This window comes from Staphylococcus sp. FSL W8-0304, from assembly GCF_038006565.1.
Taxonomy (GTDB): domain Bacteria; phylum Bacillota; class Bacilli; order Staphylococcales; family Staphylococcaceae; genus Staphylococcus; species Staphylococcus epidermidis.
The window spans coordinates 733,897-758,642 of the sequence record NZ_JBBOVL010000001.1 but is presented as its reverse complement, the minus strand read 5'-3'; the positions used below and the strand labels follow the sequence as shown (position 1 = coordinate 758,642).

The window sequence follows — 24,746 nt, the reverse complement described above, 5'->3', positions numbered from 1 at the left end:
TCTATTTTAAACTACTTTACTTAAAAAAGAATATACGTATTAAAAAACGATTATTTCCAAATCATTTTCATTGGAAATAATCGTTTTTGTTTTAAATACTTTAATAAGTGTTCTTAGTCAGCTGTCTTTTTTCTAGTTAATATTTAGCTTTTATTTAATTTCTTTACTCTCTGCAAGTTCTTTGTACCAATACGCACTTTTTTTAGGGAATCTTTCTTGTGTTTCAAAATCAACATAGAATAAACCGTATCTTTTTTCATAACCATTTGACCATGAAAATACATCCATTAGAGACCATAAGAAGTATCCTTTAACATTGGCACCGTCTGCAATTGCATCTGCTATCACATTTAGATGCTGTTTAATATAGTCAATTCGTGCATCGTCATGTACTGTTTTTTCTTTTTCATCGAATACATCTTTATATCCTAATCCATTTTCAGTAATATAAATCTTATGATAATTTGGATAATCTTTTACTACACGCATAATTTGGTCATATAAACCTTGTGGATAAATCATCCAATCCCAATCGGTTCTAGGAACATCAACATCAAATTCACGTTGTCCTACACCTTTAAGTTGATACTTAGAGCCACCTTTATCACCAGTAGCATTATGTGTTATTTCAGATTCACCTTCATAACCACGCATCCAGTCACTCATATAATAATTAATACCTAAGAAATCGTTTAAATCCTTAGCTTCATCTAAAATTTTGTAGTCTTCATCAGAAATCTCTAATTGACCACCATTCACAGATAAGATGTGTTGTACTCCTTCCATCGTTTCACGTGAGTACTTACCAAGGTATGTTGCATCTAAAATAAATTTATTATGAATAATATCTTCAAGTTCGGCTGCTCTCACATCTTCAGGATTAGATGGATCATATGGATATTTTGTAGGTAATGCATGGACAACACCTATTTCTCCCTTATAATTTTTATCTTTAAAAAGTTTAACAGCACGTGCGTGTGCAACCATCATATTATGATGAGATTGGAATACTTTTTCAAAGTCATATTTGATACCTGGAGGGAATTTACCAACTAAATATTGACCATCACCAATTGGCCCAATTTCATTGAATGTTGTCCAATACTTAACTTCTGGAAATTCTTTGAAACAAAATTCAGCATAATCTACAAAATAATCTATAGTTTTACGATTTAAGAAATCTCCATCTTTGTGAAGTACTTCTGGTGTGTCAAAGTGATGTAATGTTACAAAAGGCTCGACATGACGCTTATGACATTCTTTGAAAAGATTATGATAATACTCGACACCTTTTTGATTCACTTCACCGTAACCTTTAGGAAAAATACGAGACCAAGCAATTGAGATACGTATACCATTTACACCAAAGCGTTCACTTAATTCCAAGTCAACAGGATATCTGTTATAAAAATCACTTGCTGGTTCAGCTGTGTACCAATAATTCTCCTCTAAATACGTGTCCCAAGCGACACGCCCTTTACCATCAGTCTGAGTAGCTCCTTCTGCTTGATAAGCAGCGGTTGCTCCACCAAAAATAAAGTCATCAGGTAATTTCTTAGTCATATATAAAACTCCTTTTTAATTGTTAAATTGTTGTTTTACAAATTCTAAAGCCGCCTCACCGTCTCTTGTTAACTTGATATATTGAGCGCCTTCAGTTTTGGCTAATTTAATTCCTAAGCGATCAGTATCTTGTTTAATATCTTCATAATTAGAAGCAACTTGTGGTGCTAAGATAATTAATTGATAATCTTTCATAATATCCATATGTGCACCATAACCACCTGCTGCTGCTTTTACTGGTACTTCATACTCTTCAGCAGCTTTATTTAAAGCATTAGCTAGTAAACCACTTGTACCTCCACCTGCACATAAAACTAAAACATTTGTTTGTTCACTAATAGTATCTGTAGAAGATGTAGAAGTTGTTTCATCAACTGAAGATGTATCATCAGTATCCGCTTCACTTGCCCCTGCAGTTGCTAAAATAGCATCGGCTTTTTTCGTATCAAAGTTTGCTGATACTTTTTCTTTTAATTCATTATTTGCTTCTTTATTTCCTAATTCTTCTTCAAGCACTTGTTCATCGTATACTTTTAAGAATGGATAGTAAATGATCACATCAACAACAATAAGTAATATTGCTAACACAAATGACCAAAATGCAAATCCAGTCCCCATAACAATACCGAGTGGACCAGGAGTAGTCCAAGGTAAAAAGATACTAAAACTATTCATGTTTAAGACATCAACAAAAAATTTAAAAATCCATATGTTTACTATAGGTGCAAAAATAAAGGGTATAAAGAATACCGGATTTAGCACGAGTGGTGCACCAAAAAGTATGGGTTCATTGACACCAAAGAATGTAGGTACGACTGATGCTCTACCTATCGCTTTATTTCTTTTTGATTTTGTTAACCACATAAACATAAATGGAACAACTAATGTTGCACCGGTTCCTCCCATAGTTGCTACGAACATCTGTGTACCCGGTGTAATCACTTTATCAGCATGTTCTCCAGCTTGTATTAAGTGTAAATTTGTTTCAAGGTTCGCATAAGTAATTGCTGCAATCGCTGGTTCAACAATAGAAGGTCCATGAATACCTACAAACCAGAAGAACGCAAACGCACCGAATATGAGTGTAACCCCAATCCAACCATCTGCCGCAGTAAATAGTGGCTCAAATACTTTTAGTACTGCATTTGCTACATTCGTGTGAACTATTGCTCTAGAAAGTAAGTCTAAAGCATACAAAATTAAAATAACTGCTGATAAAGGGAAAATATCTTTAAATACTTGAGATATATTTGGCGGGACTTCTTTAGGCATTTTAATGGTAATATTTCTTTTGACAAAGAAATTATAAACAATCACGGTAATAAACGCGGAAATAAAGGCTGTCAATAAACCTTTTGTACCCATAAATGCACTAGAAAATCCACCATCTTTAACAGGATCAGCAGCTAAGAATAAAAATCCACAAATAGCTGCCATCATTGTCGAAATAAAGTTGATCTGATTCGTTTTATCTAGTTTTCGATTGTAAGAATCAGTTAAGGATTTAGCTGTGGTTCCTGCTACAAGCAAACCAACTATTCCCATTGTATAGTTATAGGGTTTCATCAATATACCTTCCATTGTTTTACTCCAAGTAAAACCAAACACATTTGGTACATAGGTAATTAAAATAAATATACTTGAGAATAAGATAATTGGAATAGCAGCAATAAATCCATCACGAATCGCTCTTAAATAGATATTTCGTGATATTTTTTCAAAGAAAGGCTTTCCTTTTTCTATCCATGCTATTAATTTATTCATAGGGGTCAGCTCCCTTTTTTGTATAATTCAATTAAATGCTTCATTAAGTCCTTTAAAAGTAATGTTGTCATTAAATGGTCTTGACCATGAATCATAGTGATACTATATGCGATATCCTCCCCTTTAGCCTCTTGAGCTAGAAGATTAGTTTGTGCTTTATGTGCATTGGCAATACATTCATTCGCTTCCTCTACAAGTTGTTCTGCTTTATCAAATTCACTATCTTTAGCAGCATTTAAAGCTTCTAATAATTTTGAACGTGCATCCCCAGCATAGGCAACAATTTCAAATCCGAGTAATTGTACCTCATCTCTATTCATTTGAATATCCTCCCTTACATTATTTGTTTTTCCATGATGTAGCTGTTGTTTTCAATACTGTATTCAAATCATCAATATTTTTAAATCCTACCGTACGCAACCATTCTCTAGCAGCTTGCTCTCCTTCTTCAATGTATACCTTAACTGCTCCTGACCATGTGGCACGTCCACATAAAACACCATTGAATTGCGCACCAGAATCATGCGCAAATTTTAATGTATCTTGGAACAATTCCGCTGATACACCTGCACTTAAATAAATATATGGTAAGTGAGTAGCTTCATCTTGATCACGGAAATGTTGTGCAGCTTCTTCTTTAGTATAGACAACTTCTCCTTCTGAAAATCCTTCCACAAAATTCATATTCACAGGTACTTCTACTTTAAGTACATCCACATTAAAACGATCTTCAGAGAATAACTTCATTGCTTCATTAACTTTATGTGGCTTGACTTTAGCGAATTCTGCACTTTTATTGTCAGGAATATTGTCGTCATATGTTAAAACTTCCAAGAAGAAAGGAATATCTTCGGCAACACATTCTGAACCAATTCTTTCAATATATGCTTTCTTTTGTATATTAATTTCTTCTGTGTCATCTACATCATAATAAAGTAAAAATTTAACTGCATTGGCCCCTTGCTCTTTCAAACGTTTCGCAGACCATTCTACCAAGCAATCTGGCAAGCGACCTTTCGCATTCACATCATATCCAGTTTTTTCGTATGCAAGTAATAGTCCGCAGTCATTATTTCGAGCATCCGATGCTGGTAAACCATATTCTGGATCCAATAAAATTGAAGACGCATATTGAGTTAATTCTTCGGAAACAAGTACTTTTAATTGTTCTATTTGCTCTACTGTTGGTGTTTCAGATTGATGTTCTGCCATCATTCTTTTTAATGCACCACGTTGATCAAATGCTAAAGCTGAAATAATACCTTCTTGATTACTTAATTTCTCAATTGATGACACTTTTTGTTGTGATTTTGTCATAAATTACACCTCTATAACTTCTATTTGTTTGAATATTTCGTCAAATTTATCTGTATTAATATGACCTGTTTGTTGTTCCATTGCATTTAGCATTCCGAATGCATTTGCTTTTTTTAATAACTCTTCATCGGTTTGTTGATGAATGAGTGCAGAAGCAATACCTGCTACAGTGGAATCTCCTGATCCAACAGGATTAACTACTTTAATGTTGGGGATATTCACCTTGTAAAATTTATGATTATGTTTTGCAAAAGCACCTTCACTGCCCAATGAAACAATAATCCATTCAATATCATTAAATATTGGCTGACTTACTGCCGTTTTCAATTCTTTAATATCACTTGTTACTTTGTATTTTAAAAGCTGTGATAATTCATCTATATTAGGTTTAATTACTGTAGGTTTCACATTACTAATAAGAACTTCCTCAAGTGATTGACCAGAGCTATCTAAAATGGTCAAAATTCCTTGTTCTTTTGCTAATCTCACAATATCCGTATAATAATCAGTATTAAGTCCTTTGGGCAGACTACCAGACATAACAGCCACATCAGTTTCTTTGAAAAGTTTTAATAGATGTGACTTGAATTCCTCTGATTCCTTAAGTTCAATCGTGGGACCCTTTTCAAGGATTTCAGTTTGTTGTCCCTCATGTAGTATCGCAATACAATTTCGTGTTTCGCCTTTGATTTTGAAAAATGCTTGTTTAATACGAGTAGTTTCTATTTGTTCTTCAATATATTGACCTAATGCTCCACCTAAAAAACCACTTGCTATTACGTCTTCACCAAATTCAGACAATACTCTAGTAACATTTAATCCTTTACCGCCTGCTGTTTTGCTTGTTTGAGATACCCTATTAACAGTATCTAAATTAAACTGATCTAAAGGATAAGATATATCAACTGAGGGATTTAAAGTTAATGTTAAAATCATTGGACATCATCCTTAATCGTGATATTCACCTTTATTCCATTTTTCTAAGAACTCATCGAAGAAATGTGGATCAGTTTGGTCATTGTTATGTGCTTCTAAATGATTGATTTTAGCAATTAATTTTTTATTTTCCTCAGTAGGTTTGTACTCTGCCTCAATGAATGCATCAACGATGTCGAAAATAAATAATTCACCTGCTACCTTACCGCCAAAACTTACAACATTTGCATTTAACTCTTCTTTAGAATAAAGCGCTGATGTCATATCTCTAACTAAAGCAGTTCTAACACCAGGTACTTTGTTTGCAGCGTTACTAATTCCTACACCAGTGCCACAAATACATACACCTAAATCTGCTTCACCACTCGCAACTTTTTCTCCTACCTTTTTTCCATAAATCGGATAATGTGTACGTGTAAAATCATAAGTTCCAACATCTATCACTTCGTGTCCCTGTGATTTTAAGTGTTGTGAAACTTCCATTTTTGTATCAGTAACAATATGATCGCAACCTATTGCAATTTTCATTTTTATTCCTCCTATTAACACATTTTATTTAACATATCTACGCGGATTTGATGACGTCCACCATCGTAATGACCATTGACAAATTCTTTTGCGACATTTTTAGCAAGCGTATCTCCAACAATTTCGGCTCCCATAGTAATCATGCGTGCATTATTATGACTACGTGTCATGTAAGCTGAACGCTCATCTGAAACCTCAGCCGCAATCATTCCCTTAATTTTAGTTGCAACAATAAAACTACCTGCACCATAGGCATCTATAGCAATACCTAGATTGTCGTCGGACTTTTGAACTTCTTTAGCTACAGAGACTGTAGAATCAACAAAGTCTAAATCTTTTCCTTCTGTGACATCTAAAACATCATAATCGTTGTCTTCCAAATAAGCTTTAATTAATTCTTTTAAGCGTTTGCCATCTACATCTGAACCAATAATAATCGTCATAATAAGTCTCCTTTTTTGAATTAAGGTGTTTAAACACATGTATTTTTGAAAAAGCGCTTTCAAATCTTTACACCTAAATTATAAACATATTCAAACAAATAATCAACATATATCAAACAATTGTCACGTAATTTTGTTTGATACATGTTGATTTAAAAAGAAATTGTTGTTTTTCTCCATGTAAAATGTTTATTTAAACAAAAAAACAGCAATAAATTTTAAAAATTTATTGCTGTTTTTACTTAAACTAGATATTTAATTTTACAATTCTTATCACTTGATTTTATTACTTTATAATAATGTTTAATTGACATAATCATTATGATCACTTTAAAGGCAATATGTTAACGACATTAACTAATAACCTCAACATATGATTCTATTTTTTCTTTCTTTTCCATGTCATTATTATCTGTTAAAACTGCATTGAGTTCACGAAGCTCACAAAATGATGAAAAATCATCCTTACCAATTTTTGAAGAGTCAATCAATAAATATTTTTCCAACGAATGGCTAAGTGCAATTTGTTGCGTATAAGCCTCTTCTATTGAGGATGTCATAGCTAGACCATCTTTAACACCATTACTACTAAAAAACATTTTACTAAATCTTAGTTGACTTAATAATTGATTTGTCATCTCACCTACAAATGCTTCAGTTAAATCACGCATTTCTCCACCTAATAAATAGACTCTGAAATGTAACGTTTGTTTTTTCATTAATATATTAAATACTGGTAAACAATTAGTAATAATCGTTAATGAATAATGATTTATTTCTTCAGCTAATTTTTGAACCGTAGTACCAGGACCTAAGAAAATAGTATCTCCATCTTCAATTAAATCTACTGCATTCTTTGCTATAAATCGTTTTTCTTCAATAAAACGTGTATGTTTTTCTTGATGCGACATTTCTTTATATTGGAAAGCTGAATTACTACGAGCGCCACCATGTATTTTAGTGAGAACACCTTTTTCTTCGAGCTCAGCAAGATCACGGCGCACAGTCATATCTGAAACATTTAGATCTTCGACAATTTCGTTTGTTCTTACAGAACCTCTTTTATTTACTAATTTTGTGATTTCATCTAATCTATCATATTTGTTCATTTATTTATTCACTTCCTATAATTACTATATATCATAATATTGAAACAGTTTCATTATTTTAGAAGTTTATCATTTACTATGATACAAATTTAAAATCGATATTGTATATTTTAAATATCAAATTTGATTTTTTATATAATTATTTTGATTTTTCAAAAATACTACCGATTTTCATTAAAAAGTTAGAAATACCTTCTATCATTACTTTAAATCATAACATGAATTCTTTAATATTAAATTATATTGTAGTTGATAATAAATGAGTACTTACATAATATCTATGATAATGAGGTGAAAACAAATGAAAAAAACAGATATTCAACAGTTAAAAGATATCGTAAACAACTCTAATCAAATTGTTTTCTTTACAGGAGCTGGTGTTTCAGTTGCAAGCGGAATTCCAGATTTTCGCTCAATGGGTGGCTTGTATGATGAAATATCAAAGGATGGACAGTCTCCAGAGTATTTGCTTAGCATTGATCATTTACATGATAATAAAGAAAGTTTTATAAACTTTTATCATGAAAGACTTTTAATTGCTGATAAAAAACCTAATATTGTTCATCAATGGATAGCACAACTAGAAAATCAACAAAAATCACTTGGCGTCATCACTCAAAATATAGATGGTTTACATGAAGATGCAGGAAGTCACAATATTGATGAGCTACACGGCACACTTAATCGCTTTTATTGTATTAACTGTTATGAGGAGTACTCAAAATCATATGTCATGACACATCATCTCAAATATTGTGAAAAATGTGGTAATGTCATCAGACCTGATATTGTTTTATACGGCGAGATGTTAAATCAAAAAACAGTCTTCAAGGCATTAGATAAAATTCAACATGCAGATACACTCATCGTATTAGGTTCATCACTTGTTGTACAGCCTGCTGCTGGTTTTGTATCAGAATTTAAAGGTGACAACCTAGTTATCATCAATAGAGATGCAACTCCATATGATCATACAGCTAGCCTAGTTATACACGATGACATGACTAGTGTTATAGAAGAAATTGTAAATAGTAATAGTTAAGTAATATAGAAGTCAAATTAAGTTCAAAATCCACTACTCATGCTCCAAAATCAAACACGTCAAGTAGGTAGAATTTCTTGATGACACTTCCTTAATTTTAGGGCATAGCATAGTATTGAAAAAGCTTAAATAAAGTGCTTTTTAATTGAATAATCTAAATCCTACGCAACAATAAAGACTGGGACAATTAAATGTCCCAGTCTTTAATTATAAAAAAACACTTCCCAATAAATGGGAAGTGTAAATGTTGTTCGCCAAAAATTAACGTTTTGAGAATTGTGGAGAACGACGTGCTTTTTTAAGACCTGGTTTTTTACGTTCTTTCATACGTGGGTCACGAGTAAGTAATCCAGCGCGTTTTAAAGAACCTCTATATTCAGGATCTGCTTCTAATAAAGCACGTGCAATTCCATGTCGGATTGCTTGAGCTTGTCCAGTAAATCCACCACCATGTACGTTAACTAAAACATCATAGTTACCTTTAGTTTCAGTAACATCAAATGGTTGATTTAAGTCTAAAATTAATGATTCGAATGGTAAGTAGTCACGTACATCACGTTCGTTAACAGTAATGTTACCTTCGCCAGGTACTAAACGTACACGTGCTACTGAGTTTTTACGACGGCCTGTGCCTTTGTATTCAACTTGTGCCAATGTAATTTCCTCCTTCTAATTAACCACGTAACTCGTAGTTTTCTGGTTGTTGTGCAGCGTGTGGATGTTCAGCGCCACCATATACAAATAATTTTTTACCTTGTTTTTCACCTAAGCGTGTACTTGGTAACATACCTTTAATTGAAGTTTCTAATAAACGTTCAGGATTTGTTCTTTTTAATTCACCAGCAGAGATTGATTTTAAACCACCTGGGTGATTTGAATGACGGTGGTACATTTTGTCTTGTTCTTTGTTACCAGTAAATTCAATTTTAGATGCATTAATGATAATTACATAATCACCAGTATCAACGTGTGGTGTATAAGTTACTTTATTTTTACCGCGTAATATAGCAGCTACTTCTGAAGATAAACGACCTAATGTTTGGCCTTCAGCATCAATAACATACCATTTGCGCTCAATGTTTGATTCATTTGCCATAAATGTTTGACGCATAATAATTGTCCTCCTAAAAATAAATGCTTCGTTCATTATTGCAGTGCGAATAAATCACATTCGAACCTATGTTTATTGCACTAACAACTATCATTATTGTTACGATTTAAAAGCGTAAGATTTCATTTATTTCATTAACTGTTGTTCTGCTTTGCTTATATATCTTGTAACACAATAAGTTTCCGGGGCTTATCGTGGGGTGATATAAAACAATACCGTTAATAATCATATAATTTCACAGTACTTTTGTCAATGACAATTAGTGTTTTTCCAACGATTTTTTGTAGTGTATTTTTATATCTTTCCCATATTCTTGTATCAATTCTTCTGGGCTTAAATAAATCTTTTCTAAATATAATCCGTCAGGTGGAGCTGTAAGAGGCACATTATTTCTATTTCTGTCCTCTAAGAGCTTAGGGACGTCATTAGGTTCACGCTTTCCTTTTCCTACTTCAATTAAGAAAGCTACCAATACACGGACCATATTATAAAGAAATCCAGAACCTGTTACGACGTAATCAAATCCCTCTTTAGTAGCAACAATTTCACTCTGATAGAGTGTTCTTACTTTGCTTTCAACTTCTGTTTTCTGTGAACAAAAACCGGTAAAATCATGTGTACCTATAAATTCTTGAGCAGCTTTGTTCATTTTATCATAGTCTAATGTTTCATAAACAAATGTTTCAGTACCACTCTTAAAAGGATTTCGATGATTACCTTGATAAACTTTGTAACGATAGCGTTTGCCTACGCAGTCATAACGACAATGAAAATACTCGTCGACATTTCGTACATTTTTAACGTAAATATCATCTGGTAAAGCTCGATTCATCGCATATTGCCATTGTTTGTTATCAATATTCAATTCGGTATCAAAATGAAAGAATTGCTGATACGCATGCACACCCCTATCTGTTCGGCTTGAAGGATGAATTCGTACATGATGTTTATGCATTCGTTTAAGAATCTTTTCAAATTGTTGTTGAACAGTTCGTCCTTGTTGCTGAATTTGAAAACCTAAAAATTGGTTACCTTGATAAGCGATTTCAACTAATATACGCAATATTTACACTCCTGAAAATTTTAAAATAAATAATATAATAGCGATAGGTATTAAAAGTAAGACTGTTATTGTGTCTTTATATTGCCAATGCAATAACCTATAGCTTGTTCGTTTGATGTTAATATCATATCCTCTGACTTCCATTGCTATAGCTAGTTCTTCTGCTCTTTGAAAGGCAGAAATAAATAATGGAATCATGATAGGTATAAAAGCTCTAATTCGTGTTATTAAACCTCCTGAACTTATTTCTGATCCTCTAGATTTTTGAGCAAGTATAATTTTTTCTAATTCGTCCATTAACGTTGGTATAAACCTTAGAGCAATTGACATCATCATACTCAACTGATGTACTGGTACTTTAATCACTTTTAGAGGTGCAAATAATTTTTCAAAAGCATCTGTTAAATCAATCGGACTAGTCGAGAGTGTCATGATTGTTGCAATCATAACTATAAAAATTAATCTTAATGATATATAAATCCCTTCCATAACACCATTTGATTCAATAGTGATAAATTTCCATTGAAATAATATGATACCTCCATTAGTAAATAATACATGCATAGAAAAGGTGAAAATCAAGAAGAAAAAGATAGGTGTTAATCCTTTAATTAAAAACCAAAAAGGAATGCGTGCTAACTTGATAAATAGGATTAAAAAAAGAAACAACCATGCATATGTACCTAATGAATGACAAAAGAAAATTAAAATAATAAAAAAGAAGACAAATATTAACTTAACCCTTGGATCAAGCTGATGAACAATTGATTGTAGGGGAAGATATCGTCCAATGATTAATTTATTTTTCATGATGCCACTCCTTATACAACTTCACAAACTCTTCTTCATTCAAAGCAAGTTGTGGAAATAAGATATTATACTTTTTTTCGATATCTTTCTGTAATTTCACCACTTTAGGTAAATCAATATGCCATTTTAATAAACGTGACTTCTGATTAAATAAATTTCTAGGATTTGATTTTTCTACTATCGTCCCTTTATTCATTACTACAACTTCATCTGAATAACGTGCTACATCATCCATATCATGTGAGACAAGAATAATCGTTTTATTTTCTTCTATTTGTATTTTCTTTATTAAAGACATGACTTGGTGTTTACTATTCGGGTCTAACCCAGCAGTCGGTTCATCTAAAATAATTACTTGTGGATCCATAGCCAAAATGGAGACAATGGCTATTTTTCTCATTTGTCCTCCCGACATTTGAAATGGAGAGGATGACATCACATTTCTTGAAAAACCTAATTCAAGAAGAAGTTGAAAAGCTTTATCTTTAACATTTTTTAGGTTCATATTAAAATTTTTAGGTCCAAACTCAATCTCTTTTTCAACACTATCTTCAAATAATTGGGATTCTGGAAATTGAAATACTACACCTACATCTTTTCTTATGTGACGTAAGTGCTTGTCTTTAGTTTTACTTGTAACTTCTAAACCATTAATGTTGACTGAACCTGTAGTGGGCTTTAATAAAGCATTCAAATGTTGAATCAGGGTGGATTTCCCACTTCCAGTTTGACCAATAATTGCATAATACTTGCCCTGTTCAAGAGTTAGTGAAATGTCTTTAATAGCTTCAAATTCATAAGGTGTGCCTTGTTGATAAATATAACTCACTTGATTAAATTGTATACTCATAATTTTTTAATCAACCCTTCATAAGTTACATAAGTTGAATCAAAACCTAAAAGTCGATTCATTTTCAAAGGAAATGGTAAGTCCAATCCAACTGATATTAGTGCCTCTTCGCACTTAAAAATATCTTGAGGTGTTCCTTGTTTAAAAACAGTTCCTTTATTCAATACAATGATTTGATCAGCATGCATTGCTTCATCTAAATCATGAGTGATTGAAATAATTGTAACATTATTATTCACTTTAACTTCATTTACAAGGTTAAGTAAAGATGACTTTCCGTGAGGATCTAGCATCGTTGTCGCTTCATCTAAAATCAGCACATCAGGATTAAGTGCAAGTGCCCCAGCAATGGCAACACGTTGTTTCTGTCCTCCTGAAAGTGAATGGGGTTCATCGTCTGCTTTATTTATCATATCGACTTCGGTTAATACTTGATTAACTTTAGATACCATTACTTTATGAGGAACAAGTTGGTTTTCAAGACCAAAAGCAACATCAAATTTAACTATAGAACCTACAAATTGATTATCAGGATTTTGAAAAACAATTCCGATATGTTTCCTCACTTCTCGCTTATTCTGAGAGTCTACTGGTAGATTTTGGAATAGAATTTGTCCTTCACTTGGTTCTTCTATACCTACCATTAGTTTAGCAATAGTAGATTTTCCTGAGCCATTGTGACCTACAATTGAAGTCCATTGTCCAGCTTGTATTGAAAATGAAACGCGATTTAATGTGAAAGCAGCGTCACTTTGATATTGAAATGATACATCTTTAAATTCAATGATAGGATTTGACTCATTCACATCAATCACTCCTAATATTTTTATATCACTAAACATTCTACAATAATTCAAATTGACTGTATATCAGATATGTATAATTTAATCATTTGTAATATGAATTATAAAAAAAGCTATAGTGTTATTAACTATAGCTTAAATAAAAAAGCGCGCACCCCATCAAATGTTGAGTTCACGCTTAAATAATTATTTAGTTGGATGGGGTACTCTGAGCTAGACAATATTTGTATGTGGCAAACATTATCGTTGCACTCATTTGCTTTATATATAAGTAGTAAATGTGTATTTATTAAGGTTAGACAACTAAGTTATAACTTGTGTCTTAAAACTAGATTAAACTAATTCAATAATTACTGATTCAGCACCGTCACCACGACGAGGGCCTACTTTAAGAATACGAGTGTAACCACCTTGACGTTCACTATAACGTTCAGCGATTTCACCAAATAATTTTTGAAGAGCAGTTTGTGTAGAGTCATCTTCATTTAAAATTTCAACATTACGTAAAGTTTTAGCAGCATTACGACGAGATGCTAAATCACCTTTTTTACCAAGTGTGATCAATTTCTCTACTACACTACGAACTTCTTTAGCACGAGCTTCAGTTGTCTCGATGCGTTCACTAACGATTAATGAAGTTGCTAAGTCACGTAACATTGCTTTACGTTGATCAGAAGTACGACCTAATTTTCTGTAACCCATGAGTTAACCTCCTTTATCAATCTTCTTTTCTTAATCCTAATCCTAAATCTTCTAATTTATATTTTACTTCTTCTAGAGATTTACGACCTAAATTACGCACTTTCATCATGTCAGCTTCAGATTTATCAGCTAACTCTTGTACAGAATTGATTCCTGCGCGTTTTAAGCAGTTATAAGAACGTACGGATAAGTCTAATTCTTCAATAGACATTTCAAGTACTTTTTCTTTTTGATCTTCTTCTTTTTCAATCATGATTTCAGCGTTTTGAGCCTCATCAGTTAGACTTACAAAGATATTCAAGTGTTCAGTCATTATTTTAGCTGCTAATGATACTGACTCTTGTGGTGTGATTGAACCATTTGTCCAAACATCTAAAGTTAATTTATCAAAATCACTACTTTGACCTACACGTGTATTTTCAACTGTATAGTTTACACGTTCAACAGGTGAATATAGTGAATCAACAGGAATTACACCAATTGGTAAATCACTAGTATTATTTTGTTCAGCTAATGCGTAACCTCTACCCTTATTAGCAACAAGACGCACTTTAAGATGTCCACCTTTAGACACTGTTGCGATTTTAAGTTCTGGATTTAAAATCTCAACATCACTGTCGTGAGTAATGTCACTTGCAGTTACTTCGCCTTCATCTTTTACATCAATTTCTAAAGTTTTATCTTCTTCAGAGTAAATTTTTAATGCAAGTTTTTTAATGTTCATAATGATTGTTGAAACATCTTCTACTACATTATCTACTGCTGAAAATTCGTGTAAAACTCCTTCAATCTCGATGTACTTAACGGCTGCACCTGGTAATGAAGATAGTAGGATACGACGTAAGGAGTTTCCTAGTGTAGTACCATAGCCACGTTCAAGTGGTTCAACAACGAATTTACCGAATTTAGCATCTTCACTAACTTCAATTGTCTCAATTCTAGGTTTTTCAATTTCTATCATTTACAAATATCCTCCTTAAATACGTCGACTAGATTTAAACTGTTTGCTCAGTGACTTGTAACAATACATTTAAAAATTATACGCGACGACGTTTTGGTGGACGACAACCGTTGTGTGGTACTGGAGTAACGTCTCTGATTGCAGTTACTTCTAAACCTGCAGATTGTAGTGCACGGATAGCAGATTCACGGCCTGGACCAGGTCCTTTTACTGTTACTTCTACTGTTTTCAAGCCATGTTCCATAGCTGTTTTAGAAGCAGTTTCTGAAGCCATTTGAGCTGCAAATGGAGTTGATTTTTTTGATCCTTTGAATCCTAATGCACCAGCTGATGACCAAGATAATGCATTACCGAATTCATCAGTGATAGTTACGATAGTATTATTGAATGTTGAACGGATGTGAGCTACACCATTTTCAATATTCTTTTTCACTCTACGTTTACGAGATACTTGTTTACGTGCCATTAAATTTTGCCTCCTTTACCTATTATTTTTTCTTATTAGCTACTGTTTTAACTGGACCTTTACGTGTACGAGCATTGTTTTTAGTTTTTTGTCCACGAACTGGTAAGCCACGACGATGACGAATTCCACGGTATGATGAAATTTCCATTAAACGTTTAATGTTTAAGTTTTGTTCACGGCGTAAGTCACCTTCTACTTTGTAACCATCTACAACTTCACGGATACGACCTAATTCATCGTCAGTTAAATCTTTAACGCGAGTATCTGCTGATACGTTAGCTTCTTCTACAATTTTATTAGCAGTTGAAGTACCAATACCATATACGTATGTTAATGAGATAACAATGCGTTTTTCACGTGGAATATCCACTCCTGCAATACGTGCCATATTAATTTACACCTCTCTTTTATTAACCTTGTCTTTGTTTGTGTTTTGGATTATCACAAATTACCATTACTTTACCTTTACGTTTAATGACTTTGCATTTTTCGCATATTGGTTTTACTGATGGTCTTACTTTCATTTTTATACCTCCCTATATTATGGAGTGACGATTATTTATAACGATAAGTAATTCTACCGCGCGATAAATCATACGGAGACATCTCAACAGTTACTTTGTCGCCAGGTAGAATACGAATGTAATTCATTCTGATTTTACCACTTACGTGAGCTAAAATCTCATGACCATTTTCTAATTCTACTTTAAACATTGCGTTTGGTAAAGTATCTAGTACTGTACCTTCTAATTCAATTACATCTTGTTTAGCCATTGATTAACTTCCCCCTTTTTGCAATAGTAAGGTAATCGTCAATAGACAACTTAACGATACGAATCTATTCGTGATGGTTTAATATAAGTTCAACAAAAATACGGGAATTAAATATCGTTATTTGTCACTCATTCTATTAAATTTAACTCTAATACTCACTGAAACATAGATCGTATAGTGTTGATCTATTATAAATGATCTAAAATATCAATGACATCTTTGGTTACTTCGTCAATATCTTTTGAACCATCAATGTTTTTCAAGACACCTTTGTTGTTGTAATATTCTAAAATAGGCTTAGATTGTTTAACATTAACGCTCAAACGATTAGATACTGTTTCTGGGTTGTCATCTTCGCGTTGATATAACTTTCCACCATCGATATCACATATACCATCAACCTTTGGAGGATTAAATACAAGATGATATGTTGTACCACATTTCTCACAGATACGACGACCTGTAAGACGATTCATTAATTCTTCCTCAGGAACTTCGATATTAATGACAGCATCAATTTCTCTATCAAGCTCAGACATAATTTGACTTAATGACTCAGCTTGATCTATAGTTCTTGGGAATCCATCTAACAAGAATCCTTTTTTTGCATCGTCTTCAGAAATTCTTTCTTTAACGATACCTACAGTAACTTCATCAGGAACTAATTCTCCACGATCCATATATGATTTAGCTTCTTTTCCTAAATCTGTTTCATCTTTAATCGCTTTTCTGAACATGTCACCAGTAGAAATATGTGGTATTGGGAATTTCTTAACAATTTCACTCGCCTGAGTCCCTTTACCTGCACCAGGTAAGCCCATTAAAATGATATTCATAAATGCCCTCCTACAAATTATCTACCACCAAAGCCTTTATATTCTTTTTGAGTGACTTGTGCTTCTAAAGTTTTCATAGTTTCAATAGCTACACCAATTACGATCAAAAGACTCGTACCACCAATTTGAATTGATTGTGGTAAGCCCATAAATTTAGTCGCAATTATAGGTAAAATAGCTATAGCCGCTAAGAAAATTGAACCAACAAAAGTCAATCTATAAAGTACTCTAGTAATATATTTTTTTGTTTGTTCACCAGGTCTAATTCCTGGGACATAACTACCTTGTTTTTTAAGGTTATCTGCCATTTTCTCTGGATTAACTTGTACAAAAGCATAAAAATATGCAAATGCAATAATTAAAACCACATAAATAATCATTCCAATATTGCTTGACGGGTTGGCAGTATCAGCAATATTCTGTGCCCATTCTGCTTTCGGGAAGAATAAAGTCAATGTTCTTGGTAACAAGAAAAATGCCATCGCAAAGATTACTGGAATAACACCGGCAGAGTTAACTTTCAAAGGTAGATAAGTTGCTTGTGAACCTAATCGTTGAGCAGATTGTTTCTTTGCATATTGAATAGGTATTTTACGTTTAGCTTCAAGAACAAATATTGCGCCTACTGTTAGTAGAATCAACGCTACTATCAATCCTAGTATTTTCAGCCAAGCGAGTGAAGTATCGTCTTGCCCAACAAACACTGATTGTGCAAATTGTTCTAGACTTGAAGGTAAAGTTGATAATATACCTGCAAAGATGATAAGAGAAATACCGTTACCAACACCAAACTGTGTGATTTGGTCACCAAGCCAAATTAAGAAAGCTGTTCCCGCTGTTAATACAACTGCAATTAATAAATAACTCATAACGGACTGTTCTATAATAAGTTGTCCTTTAAGATAGTTATTAAATTGGAAAGCCATACCTATAGATTGGATAAAAGCTAAAATTATAGCAAAATAACGAGTTACGTTATTAATTTTTCTTCTACCCATTTCACCTTGTTTTGCCCACTCTGTAAATTTAGGAACAATATCCATTTGCAGTAATTGCATGACGATGGACGCAGTGATATAAGGCATGATTCCCATCGCAAATATTGAGAAACGTTTCAAGGCACCGCCACCAAAAGTATTTAATAACTCAGTGGCACCTTGAGATCCCTGTGGATGATTAAAGGCTTCAGGATTAACTCCTGGAGCAGGAATATACGTTCCTATTTTAAAAATAACTAACATTGCTAGAGTGAAGAAAATCTTGTTTCGTACTTCTTTAGTTGTAAAGAAACGTACAAACGTTTGAAACATTAGATCACCTCGTGTGCTCCACCTTTTGCATCAATAGCTTCTGCTGCTGAAGCTGAGAATTTATGAGCTTTCACTGTTAATTTCTTGTCTAGTGAACCGTTACCTAGTACTTTGATACCAGATTTTTCATTCTTAACAACACCAGATTCTACTAATAAAGCTGGAGTAACTTCAGTACCATCTTCAAATTTATTGAGTTGGTCTAAGTTAACAATAGCATATTCTTTACGGTTAATGTTAGTGAAACCACGTTTAGGTAAACGACGGAATAAAGGTAATTGTCCACCTTCAAATCCTGGTCTTACTTTACCACCTGAACGTGCTTTTTGACCTTTTTGACCACGGCCACTTGTTTTACCGTTACCAGTTGCAGCACCACGTCCTACACGGTTACGTACACGACGTGATCCTTCAGCTGCTTTTAACTCATGTAATTTCATTTCGGCACCTCCTTAATTATTTTTCTTCAATTGTTAATAAATGCTTAACTTTGTTGATTTGCCCACGAATTGCAGGGTTATCTTCAACAACTACTGAACTATTAGTCTTTTTAAGACCTAAAGCTTCAACAGTTTTACGTTGTGTTTCAGGACGACCAATAACACTACGAGTGAGGGTAATTTGTAATTTAGCCATAACTTATTTTCCCTCCTTAATTGTATAATTCTTCTACAGATTTGCCACGTAATTTAGCAACATCTTCTGCATTTTTTAAGTTTTGTAAACCGTTGATAGTCGCACGAACCATATTAATAGGAGTATTTGATCCTAAAGATTTACTTAAGATATCAGTAATTCCTGCTAACTCTAATACAGCACGAACTGGTCCACCAGCTATAACTCCTGTACCAGGTGCTGCTGGTTTCATAAATACGCTACCTGAGCCATATTGACCAGTGATAGTATGAGGAGTCGTACCTTCTACACGTGGAACAACTACTAAATCTTTTTTAGCTGCTTCAACAGCTTTTTTGATAGCTTCTGGTACCTCTTGCGCTTTACCAGTACCGAAACCTACACGATCATTTTTATCTCCAACAACCACTAATGCAGTGAAACGGAAACGACGACCACCTTTTACAACTTTAGCAACACGGTTAATCGTAACAACGCGTTCTTCAAATTCTTTAGTTTCTTCTTCTCTACGAGCCATGAATGTGTCCCTCCTTTAAATTAAAATTCTAATCCATTTTCTCTTGCAGCATCAGCTAAAGCTTTAACACGTCCGTGGTATAAATATCCTCCGCGATCGAACACGATTTCTTTAATACCTTTATCGTTAGCTTTTTTAGCAATTTGTTGACCTACAGTAGTTGCTAAGTCAACTTTTGAAGCTGATGTATTTGCAATATCTTTATCTTGTGATGATGCTTGAGCAAGTGTTACGCCTTTAACGTCATCAATAATTTGTGCATAGATGTGTTTGTTTGAACGATACACATTTAAACGTGGCTTTTCAGCTGTACCTGATAATTTAGTACGAACACGAGCATGTCTTTTCAAACGTACTTTGTTTTTATCAATTTTACTGATCATTTCAATACTCCTTTCTTTAGAGTGTTATCTATTATTTACCAGTTTTACCTTCTTTACGGCGAACATATTCACCTTGGTAGCGAATACCTTTACCTTTATAAGGTTCTGGAGGTCTTACAGAACGAATGTTAGAAGCAATCGCACCAACTTGTTCTTTAGAAACACCAGATACTTTAACAGTTGTATTTTTCTCAACAGCGAAAGTAATGCCTTCTTCTGCTTTAATTTCAACTGGGTGAGAGTATCCAACATTAAGTACTAAATCTTTACCTTGCATTTGTGCACGGTAACCTACACCAACAAGCTCAAGTGTTTTTTCGTAACCTTGAGAAACACCTAGTACCATATTATTTAATAAAGCACGAGTTGTACCATGATCTGTTCTATCTTCTTTAGAATCAGATGGTCTTACAACTTCAACAGTGTTTTCTTCTTGTTTAAATGTCATTCTTTCATTTAAAGTTCTTTCTAATTCACCTTTTGGACCTTTTACAGTCACATGACTTCCGTCAAAAGTTACTGTTACGTCACTAGGAATGTCAATAATTTTCTTACCAACACGACTCATGTTATGGCACCTCCTTATTATTTATTACCAAACGTATGCGATAATTTCTCCACCAACATTACGTTTTCTTGCTTCTTTATCAGTGATTACACCTTCAGAAGTTGAAACTAATGCAATACCTAAGCCATTTAATACTTTTGGCACTTCATTTGCTTTAGCGTAAACACGTAAACCTGGTTTAGAAATACGTTTTAAACCTGTGATAACACGTTCATTGTTTTGACCATATTTCAAGAACAAACGAATAACACCTTGTTTATCGTCTTCTACATATTCAACATTTTTAATGAAACCTTCACTCTTTAAGATTTCAGCAATTTCTTTTTTAATATTAGACGCAGGTAATTCTAATTTCTCGTGGCGAACCATATTAGCGTTTCTTACACGAGTAAGCATATCTGCGATTGGATCTGTCATTGTCATTGATTGTTGCCTCCTTTCAGACTCTTATTATTACCAGCTAGCTTTACGTACGCCAGGAATCTGACCTTTGTAAGCTAATTCACGGAAACAAATACGGCATAGTTTAAATTTACGATACACAGAATGTGGACGACCACAGCGTTCACAACGAGTATATTCACGTACAGCGAATTTTTGTTTTTTTTGTTGCTTAGCAACCATTGAAGTTTTAGCCACTTTATTAGCCTCCTTTTAGAGATTATTTACGAAATGGCATACCGAAGTTTGTTAACAATTCACGAGCTTCCTCGTCAGTGTTAGCAGTTGTTACGATAACAATATCCATTCCTCTAACTTTTGTTACTTTATCGTAGTCAATTTCTGGGAAAATTAATTGTTCTTTAACACCAAGTGTGTAATTTCCACGACCATCAAAAGCTGTTTTAGAAACACCTTGGAAGTCACGTACACGTGGTAATGAAACTGCAATGAGTTTGTCTAAGAATTCATACATTCTTTCTCCGCGAAGAGTGACTTTCGCACCGATTGGCATACCTTCACGTAAACGGAATGTTGCAACTGATTTTTTAGCTTTTGTTACTAATGGTTTTTGACCAGTGATCAATTCTAACTCTTCAACAGCATTGTCTAATACTTTAGAATTTTGAACTGCGTCACCTACACCCATATTTACAACTATTTTTTCAATTTTTGGTACTTCCATTACTGAACTATAATTGAATTTTTTCACTAAGTTTTCAGTAACTTCTGTATTAAATTTTTCTTTTAAACGGTTCAAAGTGGATCCTCCTTTCAACTAGTTATTAATTATTAGCTTTAATTTCTTCGCCTGATTTTTTAGCGATACGAACTTTTTTACCATCAACTGTTTTATATCCTACACGTGTAGGTTCATTTGTTTTAGGATCTAATAATTGTACGTTAGAAACATGGATTGCTGCCTCTGTTTCTAGAATTCCACCTTCAGGGTTTAATTGAGTTGGTTTTTGGTGTTTTTTTATAACGTTAACACCTTCCACAACGACACGGTCTTTTTTAGGTTCAGTAGCTACTACTTTACCTTCTTTACCTTTGTCTTTACCTGCGATAACTTTTACGTTGTCACCTTTTTTGATATGCATGTAGGCACCTCCTTAAATTATGTTAATTTATTTGATTGGTATTATAGTACTTCTGGAGCTAGTGATACAATTTTCATGAAGTTTCCTTCACGTAATTCACGAGCAACAGGACCAAAGATACGAGTACCACGTGGGCCTTTGTCATCACGGATGATAACACATGCATTTTCGTCAAATTTAATATATGAACCGTCTTCACGACGAACACCTGATTTTGTACGAACTACAACAGCTTTTACAACGTCACCTTTTTTGACAACGCCACCTGGTGTTGCATTTTTAACAGTACATACAATGATATCACCAATGTTCGCTGTTTTGCGACCAGATCCACCTAATACTTTAATTGTAAGAACTTCACGAGCACCAGAGTTGTCTGCTACTTTTAAACGTGTTTCTTGTTGGATCATTCGTTAAACCTCCCTTATCTCTAATCTTGATTAAATAATTACTGACTCTTCAACAATTTCTACTAAACGAAAACGTTTTGTTGCTGATAAAGGACGAGTTTCTTGAATTTTAACAATGTCTCCTAATTTAGCTGAATTGTTTTCATCATGAGTTTTATATTTTTTAGAGTATTTTACTCGTTTGCCGTATAATTTGTGTGTTTTGTAAGTTTCCACTAAAACAGTGATTGTTTTGTCCATTTTATCTGAAACAACTCTACCTACATAAACTTTACGATCGTTTCTTTCGCTCACTTTTGTAACCTCCTCTTTCAATTATTATTGATTAGCCTTGCTTTGTTCAATTTCTCTTTCACGAGCAACAGTTTTTAGACGTGCAATCGTTTTTCTTACTGTGCGAATACGTGCCGTTTCCTCTAATTGACCTGTAGCTAACTGAAAGCGTAGGTTAAAAAGCTCTTCTTTTGAAGATTTGATTTGTTCTTCGATTTCTGAAGTGGTTAAGTCTCTAATTTCCTTAGCTTTCATTTGTTTCACCACCCAATTCTTCACGTTTTACAAACTTAGATTTTACTGGAAGTTTGTGACTTGCTAAACGTAATGCTTCACGAGCAACTTCTTCAGGTACACCAGCTACTTCGAATAAAATTCTACCAGGTTTAACAACTGCTATCCAGCCTTCAACCGCACCTTTACCAGCACCCATACGTACTTCTAAAGGTTTTTTAGTATATGGTGTATGAGGGAAGATTTTAATCCAAACTTTCCCGCCACGTTTCATGTAACGTGTCATTGCAATACGAGCTGATTCGATTTGACGAGATGTGATCCAAGACGTAGTTGTAGCTTGTAATCCATACTCACCAAATGTTACGTAGTTACCGCCTTTAGAACGACCAGTTGTTTTTGGACGATGCTGACGACGATATTTTACACGTTTTGGTAGTAACATTATTATTTTCCTCCTTCACTAGTGTTCTTAGTAGGAAGAACTTCTCCACGGTATATCCATACTTTAACGCCTAATTTACCATATGTTGTATCGGCTTCAGCGTGTGCATAATCAATGTCAGCACGTAATGTATGAAGTGGAACAGTTCCTTCTGAGTATTGTTCAGCACGAGCGATGTCAGCTCCGCCTAAACGACCTGATACTTGAGTTTTGATACCTTTGGCACCATTTTTCATAGCTCTTGTAATAGCTTGCTTTTGTACACGACGGAATGAAGCACGATTTTCTAATTGACGTGCAATATTTTCTGCAACTAAACGTGCATCAATATCAATTTTCTTAATTTCAATTACGTTAATGTGTACTTTTTTATCAGTTAAGGTATTTAATTTGTTACGAAGTTTTTCAATTTCTGAACCGCCTTTACCAATAACCATTCCTGGCTTACCAGTATGGATTGCAATATTGATGCGATTTGCTGCACGTTCAATATCTACGTGAGAAACTGACGCTTCTTTTAATTCATTATCAATAAATTTACGGATTTTTAAGTCTTCATGTAAAAGTGAAGCAAAGTCTTTTTCAGCATACCATTTTGCTTCCCAATCACGGATAACACCGACACGAAGTCCGATTGGATTAATTTTTTGACCCACAGTATTCCCTCCTTAGAAAGTTATTAAGCTTCTTTAGCTTCTTCTTTACCGTCACTTACGACGATTGTAATGTGGCTTGTACGTTTATTAATTGCACTTGCACGTCCTTGTGCACGTGGGCGGAAACGTTTTAAAGTTGGTCCTTCATTAGCATATGCTTCTTTTACAACTAATTCATCTGTATTCATATCATAGTTGTGCTCAGCATTTGCTAAAGCGGACATTAATACTTTTTCAATTACTGGTGATGAAGCTTTATTAGTTAATTTTAAAATAGCAATAGCTTCTCCAGCATTTTTACCTCTGATTAAATCAAGAACAAGTCTTACTTTACGAGGTGCGATTCTTATTGTTCTAGCAACCGCTTTTGCTTCCATCAGGATTTCCTCCTCTACTTATTAAAATTATCTTCTTGTTTTCTTGTCGTCTGCTGCATGTCCTTTAAAAGTACGTGTAGGAGCAAATTCACCTAATTTGTGACCTACCATATCTTCAGTGACATATACAGGTACATGTTTACGTCCATCGTATACTGCAAAAGTATGACCAATGAAATTTGGGAAAATTGTAGAACGACGAGACCATGTTTTAATCACTTGTTTCTTTTCACTTCCGTCTTGAGCTTCTACTTTTTTCATTAAGTGATCATCGACGAAAGGTCCTTTTTTAATACTACGAGCCATTTGGGCGCC

39 protein-coding genes are annotated in these 24,746 nt (G+C 33.8%); 1 reads left to right on the top strand and 38 read right to left on the bottom strand.

Annotation, left to right across the window (positions count from 1 at the left end; genetic code table 11):
- Positions 1-150: 150 nt before the first annotated feature.
- From lacG to NST35_RS03390, 8 genes are all read right to left on the bottom strand, one after another.
- Positions 151-1,563 carry a 6-phospho-beta-galactosidase gene (gene lacG, locus NST35_RS03425; RefSeq protein ID WP_002447347.1) on the bottom strand — a complete coding sequence of 471 codons (1,413 nt, stop codon included), beginning with the start codon at positions 1,561-1,563 and terminating at the stop codon, positions 151-153.
- 15 nt (positions 1,564-1,578) lie between these two features.
- Positions 1,579-3,327, bottom strand: coding sequence for a lactose-specific PTS transporter subunit EIIC (locus NST35_RS03420; protein WP_002447346.1), 1,749 nt, complete (start codon positions 3,325-3,327; stop codon positions 1,579-1,581).
- A 5-nt stretch (positions 3,328-3,332) separates the two neighbouring features.
- Positions 3,333-3,647: a PTS lactose/cellobiose transporter subunit IIA gene (locus tag NST35_RS03415; RefSeq protein ID WP_001829758.1), complete on the bottom strand. Its 315-nt coding sequence runs from the start codon at positions 3,645-3,647 to the stop codon at positions 3,333-3,335.
- A 19-nt stretch (positions 3,648-3,666) separates the two neighbouring features.
- Positions 3,667-4,644: a tagatose-bisphosphate aldolase gene (lacD, locus tag NST35_RS03410; protein WP_002447345.1), complete on the bottom strand. Its 978-nt coding sequence runs from the start codon at positions 4,642-4,644 to the stop codon at positions 3,667-3,669.
- 3 nt (positions 4,645-4,647) lie between these two features.
- Complete coding sequence (locus tag NST35_RS03405; RefSeq protein WP_002447344.1) at positions 4,648-5,580, bottom strand: tagatose-6-phosphate kinase; 933 nt, start codon at positions 5,578-5,580, stop codon at positions 4,648-4,650.
- Positions 5,581-5,592: 12 nt separating this feature from the next.
- Complete coding sequence (gene lacB, locus NST35_RS03400) at positions 5,593-6,108, bottom strand: galactose-6-phosphate isomerase subunit LacB (protein WP_002457936.1); 516 nt, start codon at positions 6,106-6,108, stop codon at positions 5,593-5,595.
- 14 nt (positions 6,109-6,122) lie between these two features.
- On the bottom strand, positions 6,123-6,551 hold the full coding sequence (gene lacA, locus NST35_RS03395) for a galactose-6-phosphate isomerase subunit LacA (protein ID WP_002447342.1): 429 nt from the start codon (positions 6,549-6,551) through the stop codon (positions 6,123-6,125).
- A 353-nt stretch (positions 6,552-6,904) separates the two neighbouring features.
- Entirely contained in the window at positions 6,905-7,660 is a 756-nt protein-coding gene (locus NST35_RS03390) for a DeoR/GlpR family DNA-binding transcription regulator (RefSeq protein ID WP_002457937.1), read from the bottom strand.
- Between the two features lie 301 nt (positions 7,661-7,961).
- Between NST35_RS03390 and NST35_RS03385 the strand changes: the two genes are divergently transcribed.
- Entirely contained in the window at positions 7,962-8,702 is a 741-nt protein-coding gene (locus NST35_RS03385) for an NAD-dependent protein deacylase (RefSeq protein ID WP_002457938.1), read from the top strand.
- A 261-nt stretch (positions 8,703-8,963) separates the two neighbouring features.
- Here the strand turns inward: NST35_RS03385 and rpsI are convergent, their stop codons facing one another.
- The 30 genes from rpsI to rpsS form a co-directional block, all read right to left on the bottom strand.
- Positions 8,964-9,356 carry a 30S ribosomal protein S9 gene (gene rpsI / locus NST35_RS03380; RefSeq protein ID WP_001829714.1) on the bottom strand — a complete coding sequence of 131 codons (393 nt, stop codon included), beginning with the start codon at positions 9,354-9,356 and terminating at the stop codon, positions 8,964-8,966.
- 19 nt (positions 9,357-9,375) lie between these two features.
- Positions 9,376-9,813 (bottom strand): 50S ribosomal protein L13, encoded by a 438-nt coding sequence (gene rplM / locus NST35_RS03375; RefSeq protein WP_001829751.1) that lies wholly within the window; start codon positions 9,811-9,813, stop codon positions 9,376-9,378.
- A gap of 259 nt (positions 9,814-10,072) precedes the next feature.
- On the bottom strand, positions 10,073-10,876 hold the full coding sequence (truA, locus tag NST35_RS03370; protein ID WP_002457939.1) for a tRNA pseudouridine(38-40) synthase TruA: 804 nt from the start codon (positions 10,874-10,876) through the stop codon (positions 10,073-10,075).
- A 3-nt stretch (positions 10,877-10,879) separates the two neighbouring features.
- Positions 10,880-11,686, bottom strand: coding sequence for an energy-coupling factor transporter transmembrane component T family protein (locus NST35_RS03365; protein ID WP_032604481.1), 807 nt, complete (start codon positions 11,684-11,686; stop codon positions 10,880-10,882).
- The gene (locus NST35_RS03360) at positions 11,676-12,536 is read right to left on the bottom strand and encodes an energy-coupling factor transporter ATPase (protein WP_002457940.1); all 861 of its coding nucleotides are present in this window, start codon (positions 12,534-12,536) and stop codon (positions 11,676-11,678) included. The genes NST35_RS03365 and NST35_RS03360 overlap by 11 nt, the downstream gene beginning before the upstream one ends.
- The gene (locus tag NST35_RS03355; RefSeq protein WP_002457941.1) at positions 12,533-13,342 is read right to left on the bottom strand and encodes an energy-coupling factor transporter ATPase; all 810 of its coding nucleotides are present in this window, start codon (positions 13,340-13,342) and stop codon (positions 12,533-12,535) included. Before NST35_RS03355 ends, NST35_RS03360 begins: the two co-directional genes overlap by 4 nt.
- Before the next feature lie 330 nt (positions 13,343-13,672).
- The gene (gene rplQ / locus NST35_RS03350; RefSeq protein WP_001829718.1) at positions 13,673-14,041 is read right to left on the bottom strand and encodes a 50S ribosomal protein L17; all 369 of its coding nucleotides are present in this window, start codon (positions 14,039-14,041) and stop codon (positions 13,673-13,675) included.
- A gap of 16 nt (positions 14,042-14,057) precedes the next feature.
- Positions 14,058-15,002, bottom strand: a complete 945-nt coding sequence (locus tag NST35_RS03345) for a DNA-directed RNA polymerase subunit alpha (protein ID WP_001829787.1) — start codon at positions 15,000-15,002, stop codon at positions 14,058-14,060.
- 76 nt (positions 15,003-15,078) lie between these two features.
- The gene (rpsK, locus tag NST35_RS03340) at positions 15,079-15,468 is read right to left on the bottom strand and encodes a 30S ribosomal protein S11 (RefSeq protein WP_001829725.1); all 390 of its coding nucleotides are present in this window, start codon (positions 15,466-15,468) and stop codon (positions 15,079-15,081) included.
- A 22-nt stretch (positions 15,469-15,490) separates the two neighbouring features.
- Entirely contained in the window at positions 15,491-15,856 is a 366-nt protein-coding gene (gene rpsM / locus NST35_RS03335; protein WP_001829703.1) for a 30S ribosomal protein S13, read from the bottom strand.
- A gap of 22 nt (positions 15,857-15,878) precedes the next feature.
- Entirely contained in the window at positions 15,879-15,992 is a 114-nt protein-coding gene (rpmJ, locus tag NST35_RS03330; protein ID WP_001829709.1) for a 50S ribosomal protein L36, read from the bottom strand.
- Positions 15,993-16,023: 31 nt separating this feature from the next.
- Complete coding sequence (gene infA / locus NST35_RS03325; RefSeq protein WP_001829792.1) at positions 16,024-16,242, bottom strand: translation initiation factor IF-1; 219 nt, start codon at positions 16,240-16,242, stop codon at positions 16,024-16,026.
- A 188-nt stretch (positions 16,243-16,430) separates the two neighbouring features.
- Positions 16,431-17,078, bottom strand: coding sequence for an adenylate kinase (locus NST35_RS03320; protein WP_002447334.1), 648 nt, complete (start codon positions 17,076-17,078; stop codon positions 16,431-16,433).
- 17 nt (positions 17,079-17,095) lie between these two features.
- The gene (gene secY, locus NST35_RS03315; RefSeq protein WP_002447333.1) at positions 17,096-18,388 is read right to left on the bottom strand and encodes a preprotein translocase subunit SecY; all 1,293 of its coding nucleotides are present in this window, start codon (positions 18,386-18,388) and stop codon (positions 17,096-17,098) included.
- Entirely contained in the window at positions 18,388-18,828 is a 441-nt protein-coding gene (gene rplO / locus NST35_RS03310) for a 50S ribosomal protein L15 (protein WP_001829796.1), read from the bottom strand. The genes secY and rplO overlap by 1 nt, the downstream gene beginning before the upstream one ends.
- 16 nt (positions 18,829-18,844) lie before the next feature.
- Positions 18,845-19,024, bottom strand: coding sequence for a 50S ribosomal protein L30 (rpmD, locus tag NST35_RS03305; RefSeq protein ID WP_002432330.1), 180 nt, complete (start codon positions 19,022-19,024; stop codon positions 18,845-18,847).
- Between the two features lie 16 nt (positions 19,025-19,040).
- Positions 19,041-19,541 carry a 30S ribosomal protein S5 gene (gene rpsE / locus NST35_RS03300; protein ID WP_237622619.1) on the bottom strand — a complete coding sequence of 167 codons (501 nt, stop codon included), beginning with the start codon at positions 19,539-19,541 and terminating at the stop codon, positions 19,041-19,043.
- A 20-nt stretch (positions 19,542-19,561) separates the two neighbouring features.
- Positions 19,562-19,924 (bottom strand): 50S ribosomal protein L18, encoded by a 363-nt coding sequence (gene rplR, locus NST35_RS03295; protein ID WP_002457942.1) that lies wholly within the window; start codon positions 19,922-19,924, stop codon positions 19,562-19,564.
- 31 nt (positions 19,925-19,955) lie between these two features.
- Positions 19,956-20,492, bottom strand: a complete 537-nt coding sequence (gene rplF, locus NST35_RS03290) for a 50S ribosomal protein L6 (protein ID WP_001829740.1) — start codon at positions 20,490-20,492, stop codon at positions 19,956-19,958.
- Positions 20,493-20,516: 24 nt separating this feature from the next.
- A complete protein-coding gene (gene rpsH, locus NST35_RS03285; RefSeq protein WP_001829768.1) occupies positions 20,517-20,915 on the bottom strand; it encodes a 30S ribosomal protein S8 in 399 nt (132 codons plus the stop codon).
- A 30-nt stretch (positions 20,916-20,945) separates the two neighbouring features.
- On the bottom strand, positions 20,946-21,131 hold the full coding sequence (locus tag NST35_RS03280) for a type Z 30S ribosomal protein S14 (protein WP_001829713.1): 186 nt from the start codon (positions 21,129-21,131) through the stop codon (positions 20,946-20,948).
- A gap of 22 nt (positions 21,132-21,153) precedes the next feature.
- The gene (gene rplE, locus NST35_RS03275; protein ID WP_001829778.1) at positions 21,154-21,693 is read right to left on the bottom strand and encodes a 50S ribosomal protein L5; all 540 of its coding nucleotides are present in this window, start codon (positions 21,691-21,693) and stop codon (positions 21,154-21,156) included.
- 25 nt (positions 21,694-21,718) lie between these two features.
- Complete coding sequence (rplX, locus tag NST35_RS03270) at positions 21,719-22,036, bottom strand: 50S ribosomal protein L24 (RefSeq protein ID WP_002447331.1); 318 nt, start codon at positions 22,034-22,036, stop codon at positions 21,719-21,721.
- 41 nt (positions 22,037-22,077) lie between these two features.
- On the bottom strand, positions 22,078-22,446 hold the full coding sequence (gene rplN, locus NST35_RS03265; protein ID WP_001829742.1) for a 50S ribosomal protein L14: 369 nt from the start codon (positions 22,444-22,446) through the stop codon (positions 22,078-22,080).
- A 30-nt stretch (positions 22,447-22,476) separates the two neighbouring features.
- Positions 22,477-22,740, bottom strand: coding sequence for a 30S ribosomal protein S17 (gene rpsQ, locus NST35_RS03260; RefSeq protein ID WP_002432741.1), 264 nt, complete (start codon positions 22,738-22,740; stop codon positions 22,477-22,479).
- Positions 22,741-22,764: 24 nt separating this feature from the next.
- Positions 22,765-22,974, bottom strand: coding sequence for a 50S ribosomal protein L29 (rpmC, locus tag NST35_RS03255; protein ID WP_000644737.1), 210 nt, complete (start codon positions 22,972-22,974; stop codon positions 22,765-22,767).
- On the bottom strand, positions 22,964-23,398 hold the full coding sequence (gene rplP / locus NST35_RS03250) for a 50S ribosomal protein L16 (protein ID WP_001829782.1): 435 nt from the start codon (positions 23,396-23,398) through the stop codon (positions 22,964-22,966). Before rplP ends, rpmC begins: the two co-directional genes overlap by 11 nt.
- Positions 23,399-23,400: 2 nt before the next feature.
- Positions 23,401-24,054: a 30S ribosomal protein S3 gene (gene rpsC / locus NST35_RS03245; RefSeq protein WP_001829791.1), complete on the bottom strand. Its 654-nt coding sequence runs from the start codon at positions 24,052-24,054 to the stop codon at positions 23,401-23,403.
- A 23-nt stretch (positions 24,055-24,077) separates the two neighbouring features.
- On the bottom strand, positions 24,078-24,431 hold the full coding sequence (gene rplV, locus NST35_RS03240; protein ID WP_001829734.1) for a 50S ribosomal protein L22: 354 nt from the start codon (positions 24,429-24,431) through the stop codon (positions 24,078-24,080).
- 27 nt (positions 24,432-24,458) lie between these two features.
- The gene (gene rpsS / locus NST35_RS03235) at positions 24,459-24,737 is read right to left on the bottom strand and encodes a 30S ribosomal protein S19 (protein ID WP_001829710.1); all 279 of its coding nucleotides are present in this window, start codon (positions 24,735-24,737) and stop codon (positions 24,459-24,461) included.
- Positions 24,738-24,746 lie beyond the last annotated feature (9 nt).

What these genes read in the sequence shown, in the direction of transcription:
- NST35_RS03415 (WP_001829758.1), bottom strand. Translation starts at nt 3,647, where the DNA reads ATGAATAGAGATGAGGTACAATTACTCGGATTTGAAATTGTTGCCTAT.
- NST35_RS03320 (WP_002447334.1), bottom strand. Translation starts at nt 17,078, where the DNA reads ATGAATATCATTTTAATGGGCTTACCTGGTGCAGGTAAAGGGACTCAG.
- rplV (WP_001829734.1), bottom strand. Translation starts at nt 24,431, where the DNA reads ATGGAAGCAAAAGCGGTTGCTAGAACAATAAGAATCGCACCTCGTAAA.
- rpmJ (WP_001829709.1), bottom strand. Translation starts at nt 15,992, where the DNA reads ATGAAAGTAAGACCATCAGTAAAACCAATATGCGAAAAATGCAAAGTC.
- rpmD (WP_002432330.1), bottom strand. Translation starts at nt 19,024, where the DNA reads ATGGCTAAATTACAAATTACCCTCACTCGTAGTGTTATTGGTCGTCCT.
- rpsH (WP_001829768.1), bottom strand. Translation starts at nt 20,915, where the DNA reads ATGACAATGACAGATCCAATCGCAGATATGCTTACTCGTGTAAGAAAC.
- rplR (WP_002457942.1), bottom strand. Translation starts at nt 19,924, where the DNA reads ATGATCAGTAAAATTGATAAAAACAAAGTACGTTTGAAAAGACATGCT.
- NST35_RS03360 (WP_002457940.1), bottom strand. Translation starts at nt 12,536, where the DNA reads ATGAGTATACAATTTAATCAAGTGAGTTATATTTATCAACAAGGCACA.
- NST35_RS03420 (WP_002447346.1), bottom strand. Translation starts at nt 3,327, where the DNA reads ATGAATAAATTAATAGCATGGATAGAAAAAGGAAAGCCTTTCTTTGAA.
- rplM (WP_001829751.1), bottom strand. Translation starts at nt 9,813, where the DNA reads ATGCGTCAAACATTTATGGCAAATGAATCAAACATTGAGCGCAAATGG.
- rpsM (WP_001829703.1), bottom strand. Translation starts at nt 15,856, where the DNA reads ATGGCACGTATTGCAGGAGTGGATATTCCACGTGAAAAACGCATTGTT.
- lacA (WP_002447342.1), bottom strand. Translation starts at nt 6,551, where the DNA reads ATGACGATTATTATTGGTTCAGATGTAGATGGCAAACGCTTAAAAGAA.
- rpsS (WP_001829710.1), bottom strand. Translation starts at nt 24,737, where the DNA reads ATGGCTCGTAGTATTAAAAAAGGACCTTTCGTCGATGATCACTTAATG.
- NST35_RS03390 (WP_002457937.1), bottom strand. Translation starts at nt 7,660, where the DNA reads ATGAACAAATATGATAGATTAGATGAAATCACAAAATTAGTAAATAAA.
- NST35_RS03385 (WP_002457938.1), top strand. Translation starts at nt 7,962, where the DNA reads ATGAAAAAAACAGATATTCAACAGTTAAAAGATATCGTAAACAACTCT.
- lacB (WP_002457936.1), bottom strand. Translation starts at nt 6,108, where the DNA reads ATGAAAATTGCAATAGGTTGCGATCATATTGTTACTGATACAAAAATG.
- NST35_RS03405 (WP_002447344.1), bottom strand. Translation starts at nt 5,580, where the DNA reads ATGATTTTAACATTAACTTTAAATCCCTCAGTTGATATATCTTATCCT.
- lacD (WP_002447345.1), bottom strand. Translation starts at nt 4,644, where the DNA reads ATGACAAAATCACAACAAAAAGTGTCATCAATTGAGAAATTAAGTAAT.
- rpmC (WP_000644737.1), bottom strand. Translation starts at nt 22,974, where the DNA reads ATGAAAGCTAAGGAAATTAGAGACTTAACCACTTCAGAAATCGAAGAA.
- rpsK (WP_001829725.1), bottom strand. Translation starts at nt 15,468, where the DNA reads ATGGCACGTAAACAAGTATCTCGTAAACGTAGAGTGAAAAAGAATATT.
- rplQ (WP_001829718.1), bottom strand. Translation starts at nt 14,041, where the DNA reads ATGGGTTACAGAAAATTAGGTCGTACTTCTGATCAACGTAAAGCAATG.
- infA (WP_001829792.1), bottom strand. Translation starts at nt 16,242, where the DNA reads ATGGCTAAACAAGATGTAATTGAATTAGAAGGTACAGTACTAGATACT.
- rplO (WP_001829796.1), bottom strand. Translation starts at nt 18,828, where the DNA reads ATGAAATTACATGAGTTAAAAGCAGCTGAAGGATCACGTCGTGTACGT.
- lacG (WP_002447347.1), bottom strand. Translation starts at nt 1,563, where the DNA reads ATGACTAAGAAATTACCTGATGACTTTATTTTTGGTGGAGCAACCGCT.
- rplN (WP_001829742.1), bottom strand. Translation starts at nt 22,446, where the DNA reads ATGATCCAACAAGAAACACGTTTAAAAGTAGCAGACAACTCTGGTGCT.
- rpsE (WP_237622619.1), bottom strand. Translation starts at nt 19,541, where the DNA reads ATGGCTCGTAGAGAAGAAGAAACTAAAGAATTTGAAGAACGCGTTGTT.
- secY (WP_002447333.1), bottom strand. Translation starts at nt 18,388, where the DNA reads ATGTTTCAAACGTTTGTACGTTTCTTTACAACTAAAGAAGTACGAAAC.
- rplP (WP_001829782.1), bottom strand. Translation starts at nt 23,398, where the DNA reads ATGTTACTACCAAAACGTGTAAAATATCGTCGTCAGCATCGTCCAAAA.
- rplF (WP_001829740.1), bottom strand. Translation starts at nt 20,492, where the DNA reads ATGAGTCGTGTTGGTAAGAAAATTATTGACATTCCTAGTGACGTAACA.
- NST35_RS03345 (WP_001829787.1), bottom strand. Translation starts at nt 15,002, where the DNA reads ATGATAGAAATTGAAAAACCTAGAATTGAGACAATTGAAGTTAGTGAA.
- rplX (WP_002447331.1), bottom strand. Translation starts at nt 22,036, where the DNA reads ATGCATATCAAAAAAGGTGACAACGTAAAAGTTATCGCAGGTAAAGAC.
- NST35_RS03365 (WP_032604481.1), bottom strand. Translation starts at nt 11,686, where the DNA reads ATGAAAAATAAATTAATCATTGGACGATATCTTCCCCTACAATCAATT.